General features: G+C 59.7%; 14 protein-coding genes. 5 read left to right on the top strand and 9 right to left on the bottom strand.

The genetic code is table 11. The features are described from left to right. Positions 1-22 precede the first annotated feature (22 nt). On the top strand, positions 23-1513 hold the full coding sequence (locus PSH80_RS12575; RefSeq protein ID WP_305420403.1) for an MFS transporter: 1491 nt from the start codon (positions 23-25) through the stop codon (positions 1511-1513). Positions 1514-1542: 29 nt separating this feature from the next. Here PSH80_RS12575 and PSH80_RS12570 read toward each other — a convergent pair whose 3' ends face one another. After that, the gene (locus PSH80_RS12570) at positions 1543-2157 is read right to left on the bottom strand and encodes a helix-turn-helix domain-containing protein (RefSeq protein WP_057959698.1); all 615 of its coding nucleotides are present in this window, start codon (positions 2155-2157) and stop codon (positions 1543-1545) included. A gap of 145 nt (positions 2158-2302) precedes the next feature. On the opposite strand from PSH80_RS12570, the gene PSH80_RS12565 reads away from it, so the two are divergent. The 3 genes from PSH80_RS12565 (at position 2303) to PSH80_RS12555 (ending at position 5046) form a co-directional block, all read left to right on the top strand. Continuing rightward, positions 2303-3475: an FAD-dependent oxidoreductase gene (locus PSH80_RS12565; protein ID WP_233093254.1), complete on the top strand. Its 1173-nt coding sequence runs from the start codon at positions 2303-2305 to the stop codon at positions 3473-3475. A 26-nt stretch (positions 3476-3501) separates the two neighbouring features. Further along, the gene (locus PSH80_RS12560; protein ID WP_057959700.1) at positions 3502-3882 is read left to right on the top strand and encodes a RidA family protein; all 381 of its coding nucleotides are present in this window, start codon (positions 3502-3504) and stop codon (positions 3880-3882) included. A 96-nt stretch (positions 3883-3978) separates the two neighbouring features. Beyond that, on the top strand, positions 3979-5046 hold the full coding sequence (locus PSH80_RS12555) for a hypothetical protein (protein ID WP_120733031.1): 1068 nt from the start codon (positions 3979-3981) through the stop codon (positions 5044-5046). 66 nt (positions 5047-5112) lie between these two features. Here PSH80_RS12555 and PSH80_RS12550 read toward each other — a convergent pair whose 3' ends face one another. From PSH80_RS12550 to PSH80_RS12515, 8 genes are all read right to left on the bottom strand, one after another. Next, positions 5113-6360, bottom strand: a complete 1248-nt coding sequence (locus PSH80_RS12550) for an OprD family porin (RefSeq protein ID WP_305420400.1) — start codon at positions 6358-6360, stop codon at positions 5113-5115. A 39-nt stretch (positions 6361-6399) separates the two neighbouring features. Then, on the bottom strand, positions 6400-7734 hold the full coding sequence (locus PSH80_RS12545; RefSeq protein ID WP_169960289.1) for an MFS transporter: 1335 nt from the start codon (positions 7732-7734) through the stop codon (positions 6400-6402). A 53-nt stretch (positions 7735-7787) separates the two neighbouring features. Continuing rightward, positions 7788-8549: a 1,6-dihydroxycyclohexa-2,4-diene-1-carboxylate dehydrogenase gene (locus tag PSH80_RS12540; RefSeq protein WP_057959704.1), complete on the bottom strand. Its 762-nt coding sequence runs from the start codon at positions 8547-8549 to the stop codon at positions 7788-7790. A gap of 10 nt (positions 8550-8559) precedes the next feature. Continuing rightward, positions 8560-9582 carry a benzoate 1,2-dioxygenase electron transfer component BenC gene (gene benC / locus PSH80_RS12535; protein WP_120733027.1) on the bottom strand — a complete coding sequence of 341 codons (1023 nt, stop codon included), beginning with the start codon at positions 9580-9582 and terminating at the stop codon, positions 8560-8562. A gap of 10 nt (positions 9583-9592) precedes the next feature. Continuing rightward, entirely contained in the window at positions 9593-10081 is a 489-nt protein-coding gene (gene benB, locus PSH80_RS12530; RefSeq protein WP_128593680.1) for a benzoate 1,2-dioxygenase small subunit, read from the bottom strand. Beyond that, positions 10078-11454, bottom strand: a complete 1377-nt coding sequence (locus PSH80_RS12525) for a Rieske 2Fe-2S domain-containing protein (protein ID WP_198817383.1) — start codon at positions 11452-11454, stop codon at positions 10078-10080. Before PSH80_RS12525 ends, benB begins: the two co-directional genes overlap by 4 nt. A 107-nt stretch (positions 11455-11561) precedes the next feature. Next, positions 11562-12509, bottom strand: coding sequence for an AraC family transcriptional regulator (locus PSH80_RS12520; protein WP_057959707.1), 948 nt, complete (start codon positions 12507-12509; stop codon positions 11562-11564). Between the two features lie 294 nt (positions 12510-12803). Continuing rightward, entirely contained in the window at positions 12804-14258 is a 1455-nt protein-coding gene (locus PSH80_RS12515) for a TrkH family potassium uptake protein (RefSeq protein WP_305420394.1), read from the bottom strand. 424 nt (positions 14259-14682) lie between these two features. On the opposite strand from PSH80_RS12515, the gene PSH80_RS12510 reads away from it, so the two are divergent. After that, positions 14683-16449, top strand: coding sequence for a penicillin-binding protein 2 (locus tag PSH80_RS12510; RefSeq protein WP_120733018.1), 1767 nt, complete (start codon positions 14683-14685; stop codon positions 16447-16449). The last annotated feature ends 71 nt before the right edge of the window (positions 16450-16520 follow it).

Genomic DNA, 16520 nt, shown 5'->3' with positions numbered 1-16520 from the left:
TGAATCGCAACGTGGCCTCCCTATGAATACCCACCACACCTCACCAGATCAACGTTCGCAACCGGTACCAGAGGTCGATGATCCTCCAAATGCAGGTTGGGCCACCCTCCTCTCTGGCGCCAATGGCGTGCGCTCCCTGGCGTTGGCAGGGGGCGTCGTGCTCCACGCGATCAACGTCTACATTGCGACTACGATCCTGCCCTCAGTTGTCCGGGACATCGGCGGCATCGACTACTACGCGTGGAACACCACACTGTTCGTCACCGCCTCGATCCTTGGCTCAGCATTGTCAGCCAGGCTCCTGGTCGGCTTGGGGGCACGCGGCGCCTACACCCTCGCCACGCTGGTGTTTGCAGCCGGTGCGCTGATCTGTGCGTTTGCCCCATCCATGCCCGTGATGCTGGCCGGCCGTCTGATCCAGGGGTTGGGTGGCGGTTTTCTGTTCGCGCTCTCTTACGCGATGATCCGCCTGGTGTTCCATGAAACCTTGTGGCCGCGAGCGATGGCGTTGGTGTCGGGCATGTGGGGAGTGGCCACGCTGATCGGCCCGGCGGTCGGTGGCGTCTTCGCTGAACTCGGCGTATGGCGCGCGGCTTTTTGGTCGCTCATCCCTGTCGCCGGGTTGTTCGCCCTGTTGGCTGCCGTGGTGTTGCCCAAACGCAACGCCATCAGATCACAACGCTTGCCGCTCCCTCTGGCCCAGTTGGTGTTCCTGACGTCGGCCGTGCTCGCTGTTTCAGCCGCCAGCGTCTCGTCAACACTCTCCTGGAACATCGCCGGCCTGGGTGCCGCCGCGCTCCTGACTGGCCTGCTGATAGTCACAGAAAGCCGCGCCCGCCATCGACTGCTGCCAACGGGCGCCTTCAGGATCACCTCCGCGCTGGGAGTGCTGTATGCAACCCTGTCCTTGCTGGCGGTGGCCGTTACCAGTGGCGAGATCTTCGTGCCACTTTTCCTCCAGGTCCTGCACCATCAATCGCCGCTCGCCGCCGGCTACCTCGCGGCGCTTATGGCGGGCGGATGGACGCTGGGCTCAATCGCAAGTTCCGGGGCACATGGCAAAGGCATCAGGCGCGCGATCCTTGCCGGCCCAATCCTTGGCTTGACGGGCATGGCTGCACTGGCCGTTTTGATTCGCGTCGAAAGTAGCGGTGGCTGGCTGACGGTCACGCCGATCTGCCTGGCGCTCGTCGCCGTCGGGTTTGGCGTCGGGCTGGCGTGGCCGCATTTGCTGACCCGGGTATTTCAGGTGACGCCTGCCAGCGAGCAGGACTTGGCAGGCGCGTCGATTAATACTGTGCAACTGTTCGCCACCGCCCTCGGTGCGGCCCTCGCCGGCATGGTGGCAAACCTTGCCGGCCTTACGCATCCCGCAGGCATCGCCGGCACGGCCAATGCTGCCGGCTGGCTGTTCGGTGTGTTTGCGGTCGCGCCCGGCGTTGCCATTTTTACCGCCCTGCGGGTGATCCGGTGTTACTCCAAAGACCAGGCAATCACTGCAGGGCACCGGTAGAGGTCACTGCCCAAAAACGCCTTGGTGCCTCAGGACTCCGACATCACCACCATCACTTCGGCGGCGGTGCCATCCTCGCCTTCCGCCAGGTAAATATGGCCGATTGCACTATTGAAATAGGCCGTCTCACGACAGCCGATGCTAAGGGATTCACCGGTTTCAAATTGAATGCGCACGCGGCCTGACAGGACGACCGCGAACTCTTGCCCCGGGTGCCGGATGTAGTCTTCGAATTGACCCAGTTCCCGCGCATAGATCCGCGCATACATGGGCGTCATGCTGCGCCCGGGGAAATCCCCGGCCATCGGGTGATAGTCATAATTGCCCGTGCTGTAGCCGGCCGCACCGTCGATGGCGGTGCTGACCACCGTAGGCTGTTGGGCGCTGACACCTTGTCTGGTCGGGCTGAACAGCTGGGCAATATCTATATTCAGGGCCCGCGCCGCAGCCGCCAGTTTTTCATAACTGACCGACACCTGCGCCAGTTCCATCTTCGACAAGGTCGACAAAGCCACGCCTGAGCGCTCGGACAGTTGTTTGAGCGTCAACTTCTGGTGCTTGCGGATCACACGCAGGCGGGCGCCAACCTGGGCGCGATCTATCAAGGGATGGGTTGTGGAACCCGAGGCGCAATCGGAACTCATGCAGGCTCTCTGTCGTACAAAAAACGGTGCCTGGAGCTGAGCCAGGGCATGGGCAGGAATAATACCTCATGGTTGTGGGTTGACTGGAAAATTCTCATATCTTACATTTCTCTTATCTGAGAATTATAAAAACACAGGAAAGGGCATGTCGTTCCTTCCCCAGAGACAGGAGGTACTCGCAGTGCCCAACAGCGAATGTTTCGATTTCGCCATCATCGGCGGTGGTATTGCGGGGGCCTCCCTGGCTTATCGCCTGGCCGGCCAGGCCAGTGTCGTGGTGCTCGAACGTGAAAGCCAGCCGGGTTACCACGCCACCGGGCGCTCTGCTGCAATGTTCATGGAGAGCTATGGCACGCCACAGATCCAGGCCCTGACCCGCGCCAGCCGAGGCTTCTATGAGCAGCCGCCCGCCGCGTTCACCGAACATGCACTCCTGGAACCGCGCGGCTGCCTGTACATCGCCGGCCAAGAGCAGCAATCCCTGCTGCAACAAGCCTTCGCCACCAGCCGGGCGCAGGCCGGCAACGTGTCATTGATTGATACCGAGCAGGCCCTGGCATTGGTGCCGTGCCTGCGCCCCGAGGCGGCTGCCGGGGCGATGCTCGAGACCGATGCCCGCGACCTCGACGTGCATGCGCTGCACCAGGGCTTTTTGCGGGCCATGCGGCGGGCCGGCGGGGTGCTGCACTGCGATGCCCAACTGAATGGCGCCACCCGCGAAGGCCTTCAATGGCACCTGGTACTGGCCGACGGCCGCCAACTGCGCGCGCGCCACCTGGTCAATGCCGCAGGCGCCTGGGCCGATCAGGTCGCACAGCAGTGCGGCGTGCCGCCCGTGGGGTTGCAACCGTGCCGACGCTCCGCCTTTACCTTCGACGGCCCCGAAAACACGGACTTCTCCCGCTGGCCGGCGGTGATCGGTATCGACGAAAGCTTCTACTTCAAACCCGACGCTGGCCAATTGCTGGGCTCACCGGCCAATGCCGACCCTGTCCCGCCACAGGATGTAATGCCCGAAGAGCTGGATATCGCCACCGGCATCTATCACATCGAGGCCGCCACCTCCTTGACCATTCGCCGCCCACGCCATAGCTGGGCCGGCCTGCGCTCATTCGTCGGCGACGGTGACCTGGTGGTCGGCTGGGACAATCATTGTGAAGGCTTCTTCTGGCTGGCGGCACAGGGCGGTTATGGCATTCAGTCCGCAGCCGGTGTATCGCAACTGGCCTGCAGCCAATTACTCGATCTTCCCCTTCCCGAGACCCTGCGCCACCAGGGCGTCGAGCCACAACGCCTGGCCCCTGGCCGCTTGCGTTAATTCATCCCCCCAATGAGGTGCATAGCATGTCTGACACTTTCCAGCGTTACCCCAGCCACCTGCCCTACCCGTTCTCCAAGGCCATTCGGGTCGGTGATTTCCTGTACCTCTCCGGGCAAGTCCCCATGAACCCTCTGGGCGAAGTGGTGCTCGGTGATATCCGCGAGCAGACCGAGGCGGCCATGGCCCGCATCGGCGAAACCCTGGCCGAATGCGGAGCAAGTTTCGAGCAGGTGATCAAGGCCACCGTGTGGCTGTCGGACATGCAGCATTTCGCGGGTTTCAACGACGTGTATAAGCGCCACTTCGACGGCGGTTTCCCGGTGCGCTCCACGGTCGGCGGCGCCCAATTGGCCTTGGGCGTCGATGTCGAGATCGAAGTCCAGGCGTGGGTCGGCGCCCGTTGATCCACCCCTGCCGTTTGCCAGAGCGATGCCCCGGTAGGCCATGAGCAGTGGCCTTCCCCCCTGAGCGATAACAACAATAATTTGAGGGAAGTCGTCATGAAAGAAAGTCTGAAAATAGCCGGCGCATTTGTCGGCGTCATTGTCGGTGCAGGGTTCGCCTCCGGTCGGGAGCTGCTACTGATGTTCGTGGATTTCGGCGTCTGGGGGCTGCTGGGTTCGGTGGTCAGCGCCGCGCTCTTCATCTTTCTCGGCATGGCGTTGGCGGGCATGGGCAGCCGGCTGCGGGCAAAGTCCCACAAGGACGTAGTGCATGCATTGTGCGGACGCTACCTGGGGACCTTTGTCGACCTGATGATCACCTTTTTCATGTTTGCGGTAACGGTGGTCATGCTGGCCGGGGGTGGCGCCCTGCTGGAACAGCAGTTCGGCATTCCCGCCCTGTTCGGCAGCGCTGGGGTGACGCTGATCGTGGTCGCCATCGTGTGCCTGGATGTGAAGAAGGTCATTGGCATGATCGGCGCCGTCACGCCGCTGCTGGTCCTGACAGCGGCAGGCGTGGCCCTGTATGGCGTCGCCACCCGGGGCCTGAGTTTCGGCGAACTCAACCAACTGGCCAGCCAGCAAGACCCTGGCGCGAGCCATTGGCTGCTGGGCGCGTTGTTGTATGTGTCCTACAACATCGTGGCCGGGGTGCCGTTTCTGGCGATCATGGGCGGTGCCGCAAAGTCCGAGAAACAGGCAATCTGGGGTGGTATTTTCGGCGGAGCATTACTGGGGCTGTTGATGTTGGTAATGAGCCTGGGTCTGCTGTCACGCCTGGACAGCGTGGCGGACCTGCCCATGCCCATGCTGTCCATCGCCACTGAGGTTTCGCCGGCCCTCGGCCTGCTGATGGCGTTGATCATTTTCCTGATGATCGTCAATACGGCCGTGGGTACCTTGTATTCCTTTTCGGCCCGATTGCTGCCGGCAGGCACACGTACATTCCGCATTGGCTCGGCAGCCTTCGGTGCATTGGCATTCGCTGGCAGCCTGGTGGGATTTGTCAGCCTGGTGGGCCAGGTCTATCCGCTGTTCGGTTACCTGGGCTTTTTGCTGATTGGTGCAGTGGTCGTGGGTTGGCTACGCGTAGGGGGATTGTGGCTGGCCAGTAACGGTAGATGATTCGGTACACCTGCGCCGCACACAAAAGCTAACCGAGCAAGGCCTGGGGCCCTGCTCGGTCAGGGTCTAACGCAGCGTCCAGGTGTAACTGAGGATCAGCCGGTTCTCATTGATATCGCTGCGGTAGTTTGAGCGCGCCATCACATTGCGTACCCGAATCCCCAGGCCACTGAGTACGCCGCTTTGCACGGCATACCCGATATCCAGGTCACGCTCGCGGTCCCGGCCCTCGTAGCCGCTGCCGGTGCTGACGTTGTCGCCGGTGATATAGCGCACCGTGGTAGTCAGCCCCGGCACCCCGAATGCCGCGAAGTTGTAGTCATAGCGCACCTGCCAGGAGCGCTCGTCGGTATACGCAAACTCGTAGGTGGGGACTTCGTTGCCCAATGGCGTGACATTGGCAAATACCCGGGGGAAGGCGCTGTCGCCGTACATCGCCTGGTACCCCACGTAAAAGGTATGGCCACCGCGCCTGGCCGACAGCAGCGAGAAAAACGCCTGGTTGTCGATCTTGCCGAGTAACTGCTCGCCCTCCTCGCGCGCTGTGTAGTAACCCAGGTTGGCGCCCAGCACCCACGTCCCGAACGGCTGGCTATGCTTGAGGCCGATAAAGTCCTGGGCGTAGATGTCCTGCAACTGGCCATGCCAGAGGCTGACACTGGTGCGTTCGCGATTAAAGGCGTAGTCGCCGCCGACATAATTGAAGGCATTGCTCTGAGCCCCGCGCTGCGGCACATGGCCGAGCATCGCGATCATCTTGCCGTCACCGGCCTCGTTGCGCAGGCTGGTGGTGCTCAGGTGCCCCGCCTGCAGGGTCAGCCCCGTGATTTCATTGGAGCTGAGACTGAGCCCCTGATAACTCGGCGGCAGCAAGCGTATGTCGCTGAACGCCAGCACCGGCAGGTTCGGCTGCAACTCCCCAACCTTCAGTTCGCTACTGGACAACCGCGCCTTGAAGGTCAAGCCCAGGCGGCTGTAGTCGTCGGCAGCGCGGCCGTCGCCCTTGACCGGCAACAAGCCGCTATTGACCCGGTCCGGACTGCTGTCGAGCTTGAGGCCCAGGGTGCCCAGCGCATCCAGGCCAAAGCCAATGGGGCCGGGGGTATACCCGGATTTGTAAGTCAGGATAAACCCCTGACCCCACTCCTGGGCCTGGGACTGTTGGTTGGCGCCGACAATATCGGAGAAGTCGCGGCTGAAGTAATAGTTGCGGCCCTGCAAGGTAGCCGTGGAACCCGCGAAAAAACCACCCTCGCCCGCCGTTGCCGCAAGGGGCAGCCCTAGCAGGGAAAGCCAGATACGTTGTGTGTGCATGTCGTTGCTCTTTGTTTTTATTATCGACAGGTCGGACAGTTACAGCGCCTGGGCGGCGGGCAACCGGATAGCGGTGCGCCGCTCATTCAAGGCGAACACCGTCATGGCCAGGGCCGCAATGGCACCGGGCACGGCAAAGGCCATGAAGTTCAGTTGCAGCGGCAGCTCGATCGCCATCAGCGCGCCGCCTAACAGTGGGCCGACGATGGCGCCATTGCGCCCGATGCCGGAGGCCCAGCCCAGGCCGGTGGCGCGAATCGACAAGCCATAGAGTTGCGCCGCCCCCGCATACAGGAGGATTTGCGTGCCGATGGTGGTGGCACCCGCAATAAAGATCAGCAGGTACAAGACCGGCATCGGGCTGTTGATGCCCAGCAGGCTGATGGAAACCACGGCGGCAACAAAGAAGCAGATCACCACTTTCACCAGGTTCAGCCGATCCCCCAACCGCCCGCCAATCAACGCCCCGGCCATACCGCCCAGGTTCAGGGCAATCAGGAACGACAAGCTCGACCCGAGGCTGTAGCCAGCCCCGGCCATCAGCTTGGGCAGCCACGAACTCAAGGCATAGACCATCAACAGGCAGCAGAAAAACGCAGTCCAGATCATCGCCGTACGCATGGCCAGGCCATGGCGGAACAACTCCACCACCGACGCGCCCTTGCTCTTGACGTCCGCGATGAGCAGTTCATCCCCGGCGTTGATCGGGGTGTCTGGCGACAGGCGATTAAGCAGCACTCGGGCCTGCTCTACACGGCCCTGGCGGATCAGAAAGCCAATGGATTCGGGCAACCACAGCACAATCACCGGCAACAGCAGCAGCGGGATGACGGCGACAAAAAACATCGACGACCAGCCATAGGCCGGCAACATGAAAATCCCCACACTGGCGGCGAGCATGCCACCCAGGGAATAGCCGCTGAACATGAAGGCCATCAAGGTGCTGCGCACTTTTTTCGGCGCATATTCGTTGATCAGCGCCGCCGCGTTGGGCATCAGCCCACCACAGCCAAGCCCGGCGATAAACCGGCAGATGCCGAACTCCGTGGGGCTGCTGGCAAAGCCGTTGATCACCGTGGCAATGCTGAACAACGCAAAGCAAAAGACGATGCCTTTCTTGCGCCCGAAGCGGTCCGCCAGGGTGCCGAAGATCAGCGCGCCGAACATCATGCCGAACAGCGCATAACTGCCCAGGGCGCCGGCCTGCAGGGGCGTCAGCCCCCACTCGCGCATGATCGATGGCAAGACCACGCCATAGATAAACAAGTCATAGCCATCAAAGATCAACAGCAAGGCACACAGGCTGACAACCAGCCAATGGAAGCGATTGAAAGGGGCATTGTCGATAATCGAATGAACGTCATGGGTACGCATGGCAGTGCTCTCTTTATTGTTGTTGTGAGTCAATGTCTGCAGGTAACGGTGAATCAGCCGAGGTCGCCACCTCCTACCGGCAAGGTCACGCCGGTGATATAGGAGGCCTCGTCAGAGGCCAGGAATAGAATCGCGCCCGCTTGCTCGTCGATGCTGCCGTAGCGTTTCATCGGGCTGCTGTCGAGGGTCTGGTCGACGATCTGCTGGTACCACACGCGCTCCTGCTCGCTTTGCGGCTGGCTGTTGCGCGGGATGCGCCGCGGTGGGGCCTCGGTGCCGCCCGGTGCGGTGGCATTGACACGGATGCCGCTGCCGGCGGTCTCCAGGGCCAGGCACGCGGTCAGGGCATTGACCCCGCCCTTGGCCGCGCCATAGGGCACCCGATTGACCCCGCGTGTGGCGACCGAAGACACATTGACGATGGCCCCACTGCCCTGCTCCAGCATGTAGGGCAGCACGCAATGGCAACACCACAACGTGGGGAACAGCGAGCGGCGCACTTCGGCTTCGATTTGCGCTACCGCGTAGAACTCAAAGGGCTTGGCCCAGATAGTCCCGCCGACGTTGTTGATCAGAATGTCGATGCGCCCAAACCGCACCTTGGCGGCGGCCATGACCTCGGCACACGCGGCATGTTGCTCAAGGTCGGCGATCAGGGTCAGCAGCCGTGCATGCTGCAACTCATGCACCAGCTCCGAGCGATCGACCGCGACCACCCAGGCGCCCTCCGCCAGCAACCGCTCGGCCACGCGCCGGCCGATGCCCTGGGCGGCGCCGGTAACCAGCGCTACCTTGGTGTCAAAACGTGGATTCATGCTGATCTCCTCACGCGGCGTCAGAACTTGCGACGGCATTGGCGGTGAATTTCTCGTAATGGAAGCTGGCCGGGCTCACGCCTTGGTGCTTGAAGTGCTGGCGCACCGCATCGACCATCGGCGGCGGCCCGCACAGGTAGACATCGACATCGCCGTCGTGGAGCGCCTCGCGGGCCATATGCTGGGTGACATACCCCTGGCGCGGGTGCGCGGTCTGCGGGTCGGCCACGCAAGTGACAACCGTGAGCTGGGGCAAGCGCGCGGCGAAGGCCTCCAGAGCCTCAACCAGCACCAGGTCCTGATCCCGCGTTACCCCGTAGATCAGTGTGATCGGCCGGGTTTCCCCGCGCTGTGCCAACACCTCAAGCATCGACAGAAACGGCGCCAGACCGGTGCCGCCGGCCAGTAACAACAGGGGCCGCACCACCTCGCGCAGGTAAAAACTGCCCAGTGGTCCAGTCATCGGCACGCGATCGCCCGGCCGGGCGCGCTCCAGCCAGCCGCTCATCAAGCCGCCCGGCACATGTTTGATCAGGAAACTCGCGTGCGTATCGCCAGGGCGGCTGCTGAATGAATAGGAGCGCGTCTGCCCACTGTCGGGCACACCGATATTCACGTACTGGCCGGGTAAAAACACCGGCGCCTGGTCCAATGCAAAGCTCACCTCCAGCGCGGCATCGGCGTGGCGGGTAATGCTCGCCAGCGTCGCGGCAAACTGCGTGGTGCCGGTCTTGCACGCACTGGACGGCAGCGGCACGGCAATCACGCAATCGGATTGCGGCACCATCTGGCAGGTCAGCACCTGGCGTTCCCGGGCTTCGTCGGCGCTCAGGGCGTCGTCGATATAGTCGTCACCCAAGTCGTAGGCGCCGGTTTCACAATGGCATTTGCAGGTACCGCACACCCCGTCGGAGCAGTCCATGGGCAGGTTGATGCGTTGGCGAAAGGCGGCATCGAGGACCTTCTCTCCCACCTTGCAGTCGATGAAGCGGGTCACCCCATCTTCGAAGTTCAGGGCAATGGCATAGCTCATGGCGGTGTCCTCAGATGTGGTAGATGTCGATGACCTGGTGGATGTAATCGTTTTTCAGCACCACTTTCTTGCGCGTGATCAGCGGCTGCTCGCCACTGATATCCAGGCCATAGAAGGACGTCCCGAAATAGCTGTCCGTGGTCTTGTAGCGGTGGCTGAGGGTGTGCCAGTTGAAACGCAGTTCTACCTGCGCGCCATCGTCGGCCAGCACTTCGAGGTTGCCGAGCAGGTGCACCGTGCGCGGCTCGGGCGTGCTTGCGCTGGATCGCTCGGTCTTGATCCGGAAGATCCGGTCTTCCAGGCCGTCGCGGCTGGGGTAGTAGATCAGTGAGATTTCGCTGTGCGGGTCTTCGGTGAGGGTGTCGTAGTCGTCCCAGGCGGGCATCCAGAACTCCACTTTGGGCGAGTAACACGCCAGCCATTCATCCCACTGTCGGTCATCCAGCAGGCGCGCTTCGCGGTAGAGAAAATCCAGCAGGCGGTCACGGGACAGGCTCATGGCTGCACCTCCCGGTCGCTGGCGATCAGGCCCTGCCGTTCGCGCTCGATTGCGCGCTGCAGGCTGGCGGCCCAATGCGCATGCTGGCGCACGAACAAGCCTTCGTCTTCGGTCTTCACCCCGCTCAGTTGCGGGTGCATGCCCATGGCCCTGGCGTTGTCGTCGGCCCCCTCCACCCACTGTTTGGCGCCACGGCTCAGGTCATTCCACAGGGTGGTCGCCCCCTGGTAGCCGGTCTGGCAGGCGCGGAACTCCTCCAGGTCATCCGGGGTACCCATGCCGCTGACGTTAAAGAAGTCTTCGTACTGGCGAATCCGCGTCGCCCGCTCCTGGGCACTTTCGCCGATCGGCGCCATGCAATAGATGGTCACTTCGGTCTTGTCCACCGCGAGGGGCCGCACCACACGGATCTGCGTGGAGAACTGGTCCATCAGGTACACATTGGGGTAGAGGCACAGGTTACGGGTCTGGTCGACGATAAAGTCCGCACGCGCCTGGCCCAGGCGCTCGGCCAATGCTTCGCGATGGGCATGCACCGGACGCACCTCAGGGTTGAGCAGGCGCGTCCACAGCAGGATATGCCCGTGATCGAAGGCGTAGACCCCGCCCAGGCTTTTCGACCAGCCATTGGCATCGACCGTGCGCGTGCCTTCGGCCTCGTAATTGCGCCGGCCCATGGTCGCCGAGTAGTTCCAGTGCACGGAACTGACGTGGTAACCGTCGGCACCGTTCTCGATCTGCAGCTTCCAGTTGCCGTCGTAGACATAGGATGAACTGCCGCGCAGCACCTCCAGGCCCTGGGGAGCCTGGTCGACCATCTGGTCGATGATAACGCGGGTCTCGCCCAGGTAATCACTCAGTTCCGGCACCGCGTCGCTGAGGCTGCCGAACAGAAAACCGCGGTAGTTTTCAAAGCGCGCCAGGCGCTTGAGGTCATGGGAGCCGTCACAGTCGAAGCTGTCCGGGTAGGCCCCGGTCTTGCCATCCTTGACCTTGAGCAGCTTGCCGGCGTTGCTGAAGGTCCAGCCGTGGAATGGGCAGGTGAATGAGCCCTTGTTGCCCTGCTTGCGCCGGCACAACATGGCGCCGCGATGGGCGCAGGCATTGACCAGGCCATGCAGGGTGCCCTGTTTGTCGCGGGTGATCACCACCGGCTGGCGGCCAATCCAGGTGGTGTAGTAGTCATTGATTTCCGGCACCTGGCTTTCATGGGCCAGGTACAGCCACCCGCCTTCGAAGATGTGCTTGATCTCCAGGGCAAACAGCTCGGGGTCGGTAAAGATGTCGCGGCGGCAGCGGAACACCCCGGTAGCGGGATCTTCCTGAACGGACTCGCGCAGTTGTGCAGCGAGGCGCTCGAGTGTACTGGTCATGGGGCAGGCCCTCCGTTGTTCTTGTATCAGGCGCCCTCACCGTACGTGTTCGTCCTGTTCCTCAATATCCGCTTCCTGCAAATCAGTATCCGGCTGGCGCAAGCCGCTCAGCGATGGCGCTTCCAGGTCTGCGAAGGCAGCTCACCAAAACGTTTGCGATAGGCCTCGGAGAAGCGCCCCAGGTGCATAAAGCCATGGTCCAGTGCCACCTCCGTCACACTGCGCGCGGTAGTCAGTTGTAAACGCGCATGCACCCGCTCCAGCTTGCGCTGGCGCACATAATCACGGGGCGACAGACCCACCTGGCGTTCGAACAGGCTATACAGCGAACGCTCACTGACCTTGGCCACCGCCATCAGTTGCTCGATGCTGATGTCCTCGCCCAGATGTCCCTCGATAAACTCGCGCACGGCCTCAAAACCGCCGCCTTGCGCCGCCTGGGGAACCACCCGCAGCACATTGCTGGCCAGCAGCGCCAGCAGCTTATTGGCCACAATCCGCTCATACAGGCCCTGTACCTCAGGTTCGGCGGCGTTTTCCGCCTCATGGCAGATCAGCCCCAGTAACTGCAGAAAACCGTCCATCTCACTCAGCGCCCGGCGTGCATCCGCAAAGCGAATACCCGGTTGCGGCAGCGTCCAGTGCTGCGCCAGGCAAGCGTTTTCCAACAGACGCACCGGTAACTTGATGATGAATTTCTCGCAGTCGGCGGAATAGGTCAGGTCCACCGGGTCATCCGGGTTGATCAGCAAGATCTCTCCTGGCCCGAAGACCTGCTCCCCGCCCCGGGAGTTGGAGCGGCAGTGGCCTGTCAGCAGGATCTGCAAGTGATAAATGGTTTCCAGCGCCACCGACGTGACCCTGACCGGCGCGCCATAGCTGATACGGCACAAGTCCAGGCTGGAAAAGGTCCGGTGACTGATACTCGCCATGGGCCGGCCCTTGGGCGGCAGGCGGATACAGTGGCTGCCCACATGCTGGTTGACATAGTCCGACACGGCATAGGCATCGGCGCCCTGGAAAATCTGGCTGCGCTCACTCAATAGCACGGTCATGGTGCGCCTCTTTATCGTTATTGGCCTCAGGCTGAGGCGTGATGCCGCGACCGTCCAATATGGATAAGGTCTGACGGGATACCTTGGAGGTATGGTCGGCTTTGCGTGGGGCGATAATCCGCACTAGGCCGGGCATCATGCGGCGCACGACCGCTTGGGGGGCGACATGTCTTGATACGTGTTCCGTAGCGCCTTAGATCAGAAGTGCGCTCATGGGACGTGCTGCCACTTTTTATAAACGGGCGCGGGTTGCGGCCTTCGAGGTGGATTAGTCCCGGCCCTCGACAAGCGGGGTCAATATCTCCAGAAAACCGGAGTTACGAGTACCAACACCGTCAGGATTTCCAACCTTCCCAGAAGCATGCCAACGGTCAGTAGCCATTTTGCGGCATCCGGTAATGATGAGAAGTTACCGGCCGGGCCAATGATTGTGCCAAGCCCCGGCCCGACGTTACACACCGCAGTAGCGGCACCGCTCAACGCGGTTGTCCAATCAAGCCCGATGAGCGCCAGGCCCAAGGCGATGACGGCAATGGTGATGGTGAAGAAAAACGAGAAGGTCAATAGCGAGCGCACGATCTCTTCGTCGATGGGATGGCCGTTGTATTTTTTCTGAATCACGGCTCGGGGGTGAATCAACTGCTTCAAGCTACTGACCAGTAGAGCGGCAGCCACCTGAAAACGGAAGATTTTAAGCCCGCCGGCAGTGGAGCCGGAACAACCACCCACGAACGTCAGATAGAAAAACAGCAAGACCGCGAAGCTGCCCCACAAGGTGTAGTCGCCAACAGCAACACCCGTGGTCGTGACGATTGAGGTCACGTTGACTGCCACGATACGAAACGCATCCCACCACTCGTAATCGCTGTGAAAATGCAGCCAGGTGCCCACAGCCAGCGATGTGACAAGCAAGAATCCAATAAATCCGCGTACCTGGTGATCCTTGATCAGCGCACGCCGATTACCCCGCAATGTGGCGACGTACAAGGTGAACGGCATACTGCCCAGAATCATGATGGCCACTGCCACCCAGTGAATCGTTGGTTGTGTCCAATGCCCGAGTGAGGCATCGGAAGTTGAGAACCCGCCGGTAGAGATCAACGACATTGCGTGGTTGATCGCGTCAAATGGCGTCATTCCAGCGAGCCAGAGCGCGATTGCGCCGATGCCAGTAAGCCCGCAATAGAGCAGCAGGATGTACTTGGCGCCCACATGGGAACGCGGCGTCATTTTCTCTGACCAGTCTGAGGACTCTGTCTGGAACAGACGCATGCCACCCACTCGTAACAGTGGAAGGATCGCCACCGCCATGCCAATAAATCCTATGCCTCCCAACCAATGCAGCATGGAGCGCCAGATCAACAAGCCGGGAGATGAGGTGTCCAGGCCACTGAGTACAGTCGAGCCGGTGGTTGTGATGCCAGACATCGTTTCAAAAAACGCGTCGGTGTAACTGATGTCAGTGATGAACAGCATTGGCAACGCTGCGAAGGTGCACACCACCACCCAACTGCCCGTCGTCAGCAGATACATATCTCTCGGGCGAAGCTGACCAGTATCCGGGCGCCCCCGGACGACCAACAGGAGTCCACAGATGAGGGTAATCAAACTCGACCAGAGAAATGCCGACAGATCGTCGCTACGGCCGGAGACCACCAGCGTGATCATGGGAATAGCCATGCTTATGGCCAGCGTGACCAGAAAAATGCCTAAGATAAATCCAATAAGCCGAATTGCTGCGAGGGACATGAGGAGCGTTCCAAATTATCACCGCGCAGTATTCGATGCCGAACCTGGAAGCTCCGTAAATTTTGCGTAAAATTTTCACGAGCAAGCCGTCAGACTGCGTGCGTCAAAGACAGCTTTTGGCCCAGAGCAATTCAACCAGCAGCATGCTGCCAAACGGGTATGACCTCATCACGTTGCCGGGTACTCGATTCGCTTAAAGCGTCTGCATTTCAGTCGTCATTATTATTTTCCCATTTAATAACGAGAAAGCTCGTTGTAAAGATAAAAAATTATCTGTATTGCCAACATTCAAAACTAGAATCGACCATCCAATTCGCTAGAGGCGAATAGATCGAGAAAAGACATTTCTTAATATTACAGAGCGAAGCACGAATAATTTAGTTAGGCTGGTCCTGTTTTGAACGTATACAACAGGATGTGCCGTGTGAAGCCCCTAGCGACAAACCCAAGATTCGCCATTGTCTTAGCTGTTTTTTATACACTATCAATGGTTCTTGCGGCCAAAGTAACTTACCTGATGATTTTTTCCCATGAATTCCTGGCCAGCGAAGGCCGCAAACGAACAACGCGAATGATTGAAACGATCCCCGTTCGCGGGACTATATTCGACAGATTCAGTCAGCCGCTGGCAGTTTCCACACCGGTGAGCACCTTGTGGGTAAACCCTAAACAGTTTGACCCAACAAATCAGCAAGCAGCCTTACTCAAAGAACATCTTGACATCAATGAATCACTAACAAAAAACCTAACACTAAACACTCAAAACAAATCCTTTGCCTATTTGGCCAGAAGGATTGATCCCCAGCTGGCGAACACGATAATGGAACTATCTATTCCTGGCGTTTATGAACGCCAGGAATACAAGAGATACTACCCTCAATCCTCGATGCTTGCTCAGTCAATAGGCTTCACCAATATTGACCAGAAAGGTATCGAAGGTATCGAATTAATGTATAACCATAAACTTTCTGGCCTGCCTGGCATAGAAGAGCACACGTTAAACCTACACAAGCGAGCCACTCGTGAAATCGTTGTGCACAAACCCTTTACTCCGGGAGACAATCTGCATTTGACGATTGACTCCACACTTCAACATTACGTTGAAAAAGCACTACTGAAAGCCCTCATGAAAAATGCAGCCAAGTCTGCAAGTGCGATCCTTATACACGCTAAAACAGGTGAGATATTAGCACTCTCTACAATGCCCTCCTTTAATCCCAATGCACGCAAAAGCTTCAACGCGGAGCTTATTCGAAATCGCGTTTTCACTGATGTGTATGAGCCCGGCTCAGTGATAAAACCATTCAGTATGGCAGCCGTTCTGACGGCTAAAATAATTGACAAAGACGCCATTATTCAAATAGCACCAGGATTCGTAAAGATAAATGGATATACCATCAGGGATGTAGGCAGAGACAGCCAATTGGATTTGGCGGGAATTATCCGCCGCTCTTCAAATGTTGGCATGAGCAAGGTCGCGATTCCGACAGGTGGAGCAGTCATCTCGCAATTGCTTACTGAGTTGGGATTCGGAATCAACACAGCTATCTACTTCCCCGGGGAAAGCGTCGGGACGGTTCCCGTCAACCGGGTGTGGTCCGACATTGCTACAGCGAGCCTCTCATACGGATACAGCTTGTCTGTCAACTTGGCACAACTGGCTCAAGCCTATACCGTCTTTGCGAATGACGGGAATCTAGTTCCACTATCAATAATCAAAGGCGAGGCAAAGCCGTCACGCAACGTCATAAGTCCGGAGGTCGCCAACAGTGTTCTGAGCATGATGGTGCAGGCCGTGGATGGCCCTGGAGCAGGTGGAAAGCGCGCAGCCATCGACGGTTATACAATTGCAGGCAAAAGCGGCACGTCACGCAAGGCATCCAGCGGCGGATATCAAAACAATAAATATAGAGCCATGTTCGTAGGTATCGCTCCGGCCAACGCGCCGGAATTCATAATGGCCGTAATCGTAGATGAACCCACTGCCGGAGGCTATTTCGGGGGCGCTATTGCTGCACCGATTTTTAAGGAGGTCCTTGAAGACGCTCTTCGGATCAGAAATATTCCGAGTGATGAGCGTCGTTCCACTCGCGCCACGCCTGGGCGTGCGGGGGCCCCATCGCCCGCGATGTTTACGACGCCTATACACTCGCAGCCACCATTGCGAGCCCATATACCCGCGACGGGTTGAACGCTCAGTCTGAACTGGGCAGTAAGCTGGGTTCCCAATGATGAGTTGGATGTGGGCCAGCTTTCCGAGTG

Source organism: Pseudomonas sp. FP818, from assembly GCF_030687335.1.
Taxonomy (GTDB): domain Bacteria; phylum Pseudomonadota; class Gammaproteobacteria; order Pseudomonadales; family Pseudomonadaceae; genus Aquipseudomonas; species Aquipseudomonas shahriarae.
This window is presented reverse-complemented; position numbering and strand designations above follow the sequence as displayed.

What these genes read in the sequence shown, in the direction of transcription:
- PSH80_RS12525 (WP_198817383.1), bottom strand. Translation starts at nt 11,454, where the DNA reads ATGACCAGTACACTCGAGCGCCTCGCTGCACAACTGCGCGAGTCCGTT.
- PSH80_RS12570 (WP_057959698.1), bottom strand. Translation starts at nt 2,157, where the DNA reads ATGAGTTCCGATTGCGCCTCGGGTTCCACAACCCATCCCTTGATAGAT.
- PSH80_RS12520 (WP_057959707.1), bottom strand. Translation starts at nt 12,509, where the DNA reads ATGACCGTGCTATTGAGTGAGCGCAGCCAGATTTTCCAGGGCGCCGAT.
- PSH80_RS12575 (WP_305420403.1), top strand. Translation starts at nt 23, where the DNA reads ATGAATACCCACCACACCTCACCAGATCAACGTTCGCAACCGGTACCA.
- PSH80_RS12555 (WP_120733031.1), top strand. Translation starts at nt 3,979, where the DNA reads ATGAAAGAAAGTCTGAAAATAGCCGGCGCATTTGTCGGCGTCATTGTC.
- benC (WP_120733027.1), bottom strand. Translation starts at nt 9,582, where the DNA reads ATGAGCTATGCCATTGCCCTGAACTTCGAAGATGGGGTGACCCGCTTC.
- PSH80_RS12565 (WP_233093254.1), top strand. Translation starts at nt 2,303, where the DNA reads ATGTCGTTCCTTCCCCAGAGACAGGAGGTACTCGCAGTGCCCAACAGC.
- PSH80_RS12540 (WP_057959704.1), bottom strand. Translation starts at nt 8,549, where the DNA reads ATGAATCCACGTTTTGACACCAAGGTAGCGCTGGTTACCGGCGCCGCC.
- PSH80_RS12560 (WP_057959700.1), top strand. Translation starts at nt 3,502, where the DNA reads ATGTCTGACACTTTCCAGCGTTACCCCAGCCACCTGCCCTACCCGTTC.
- PSH80_RS12515 (WP_305420394.1), bottom strand. Translation starts at nt 14,258, where the DNA reads ATGTCCCTCGCAGCAATTCGGCTTATTGGATTTATCTTAGGCATTTTT.
- PSH80_RS12550 (WP_305420400.1), bottom strand. Translation starts at nt 6,360, where the DNA reads ATGCACACACAACGTATCTGGCTTTCCCTGCTAGGGCTGCCCCTTGCG.
- benB (WP_128593680.1), bottom strand. Translation starts at nt 10,081, where the DNA reads ATGAGCCTGTCCCGTGACCGCCTGCTGGATTTTCTCTACCGCGAAGCG.
- PSH80_RS12545 (WP_169960289.1), bottom strand. Translation starts at nt 7,734, where the DNA reads ATGCGTACCCATGACGTTCATTCGATTATCGACAATGCCCCTTTCAAT.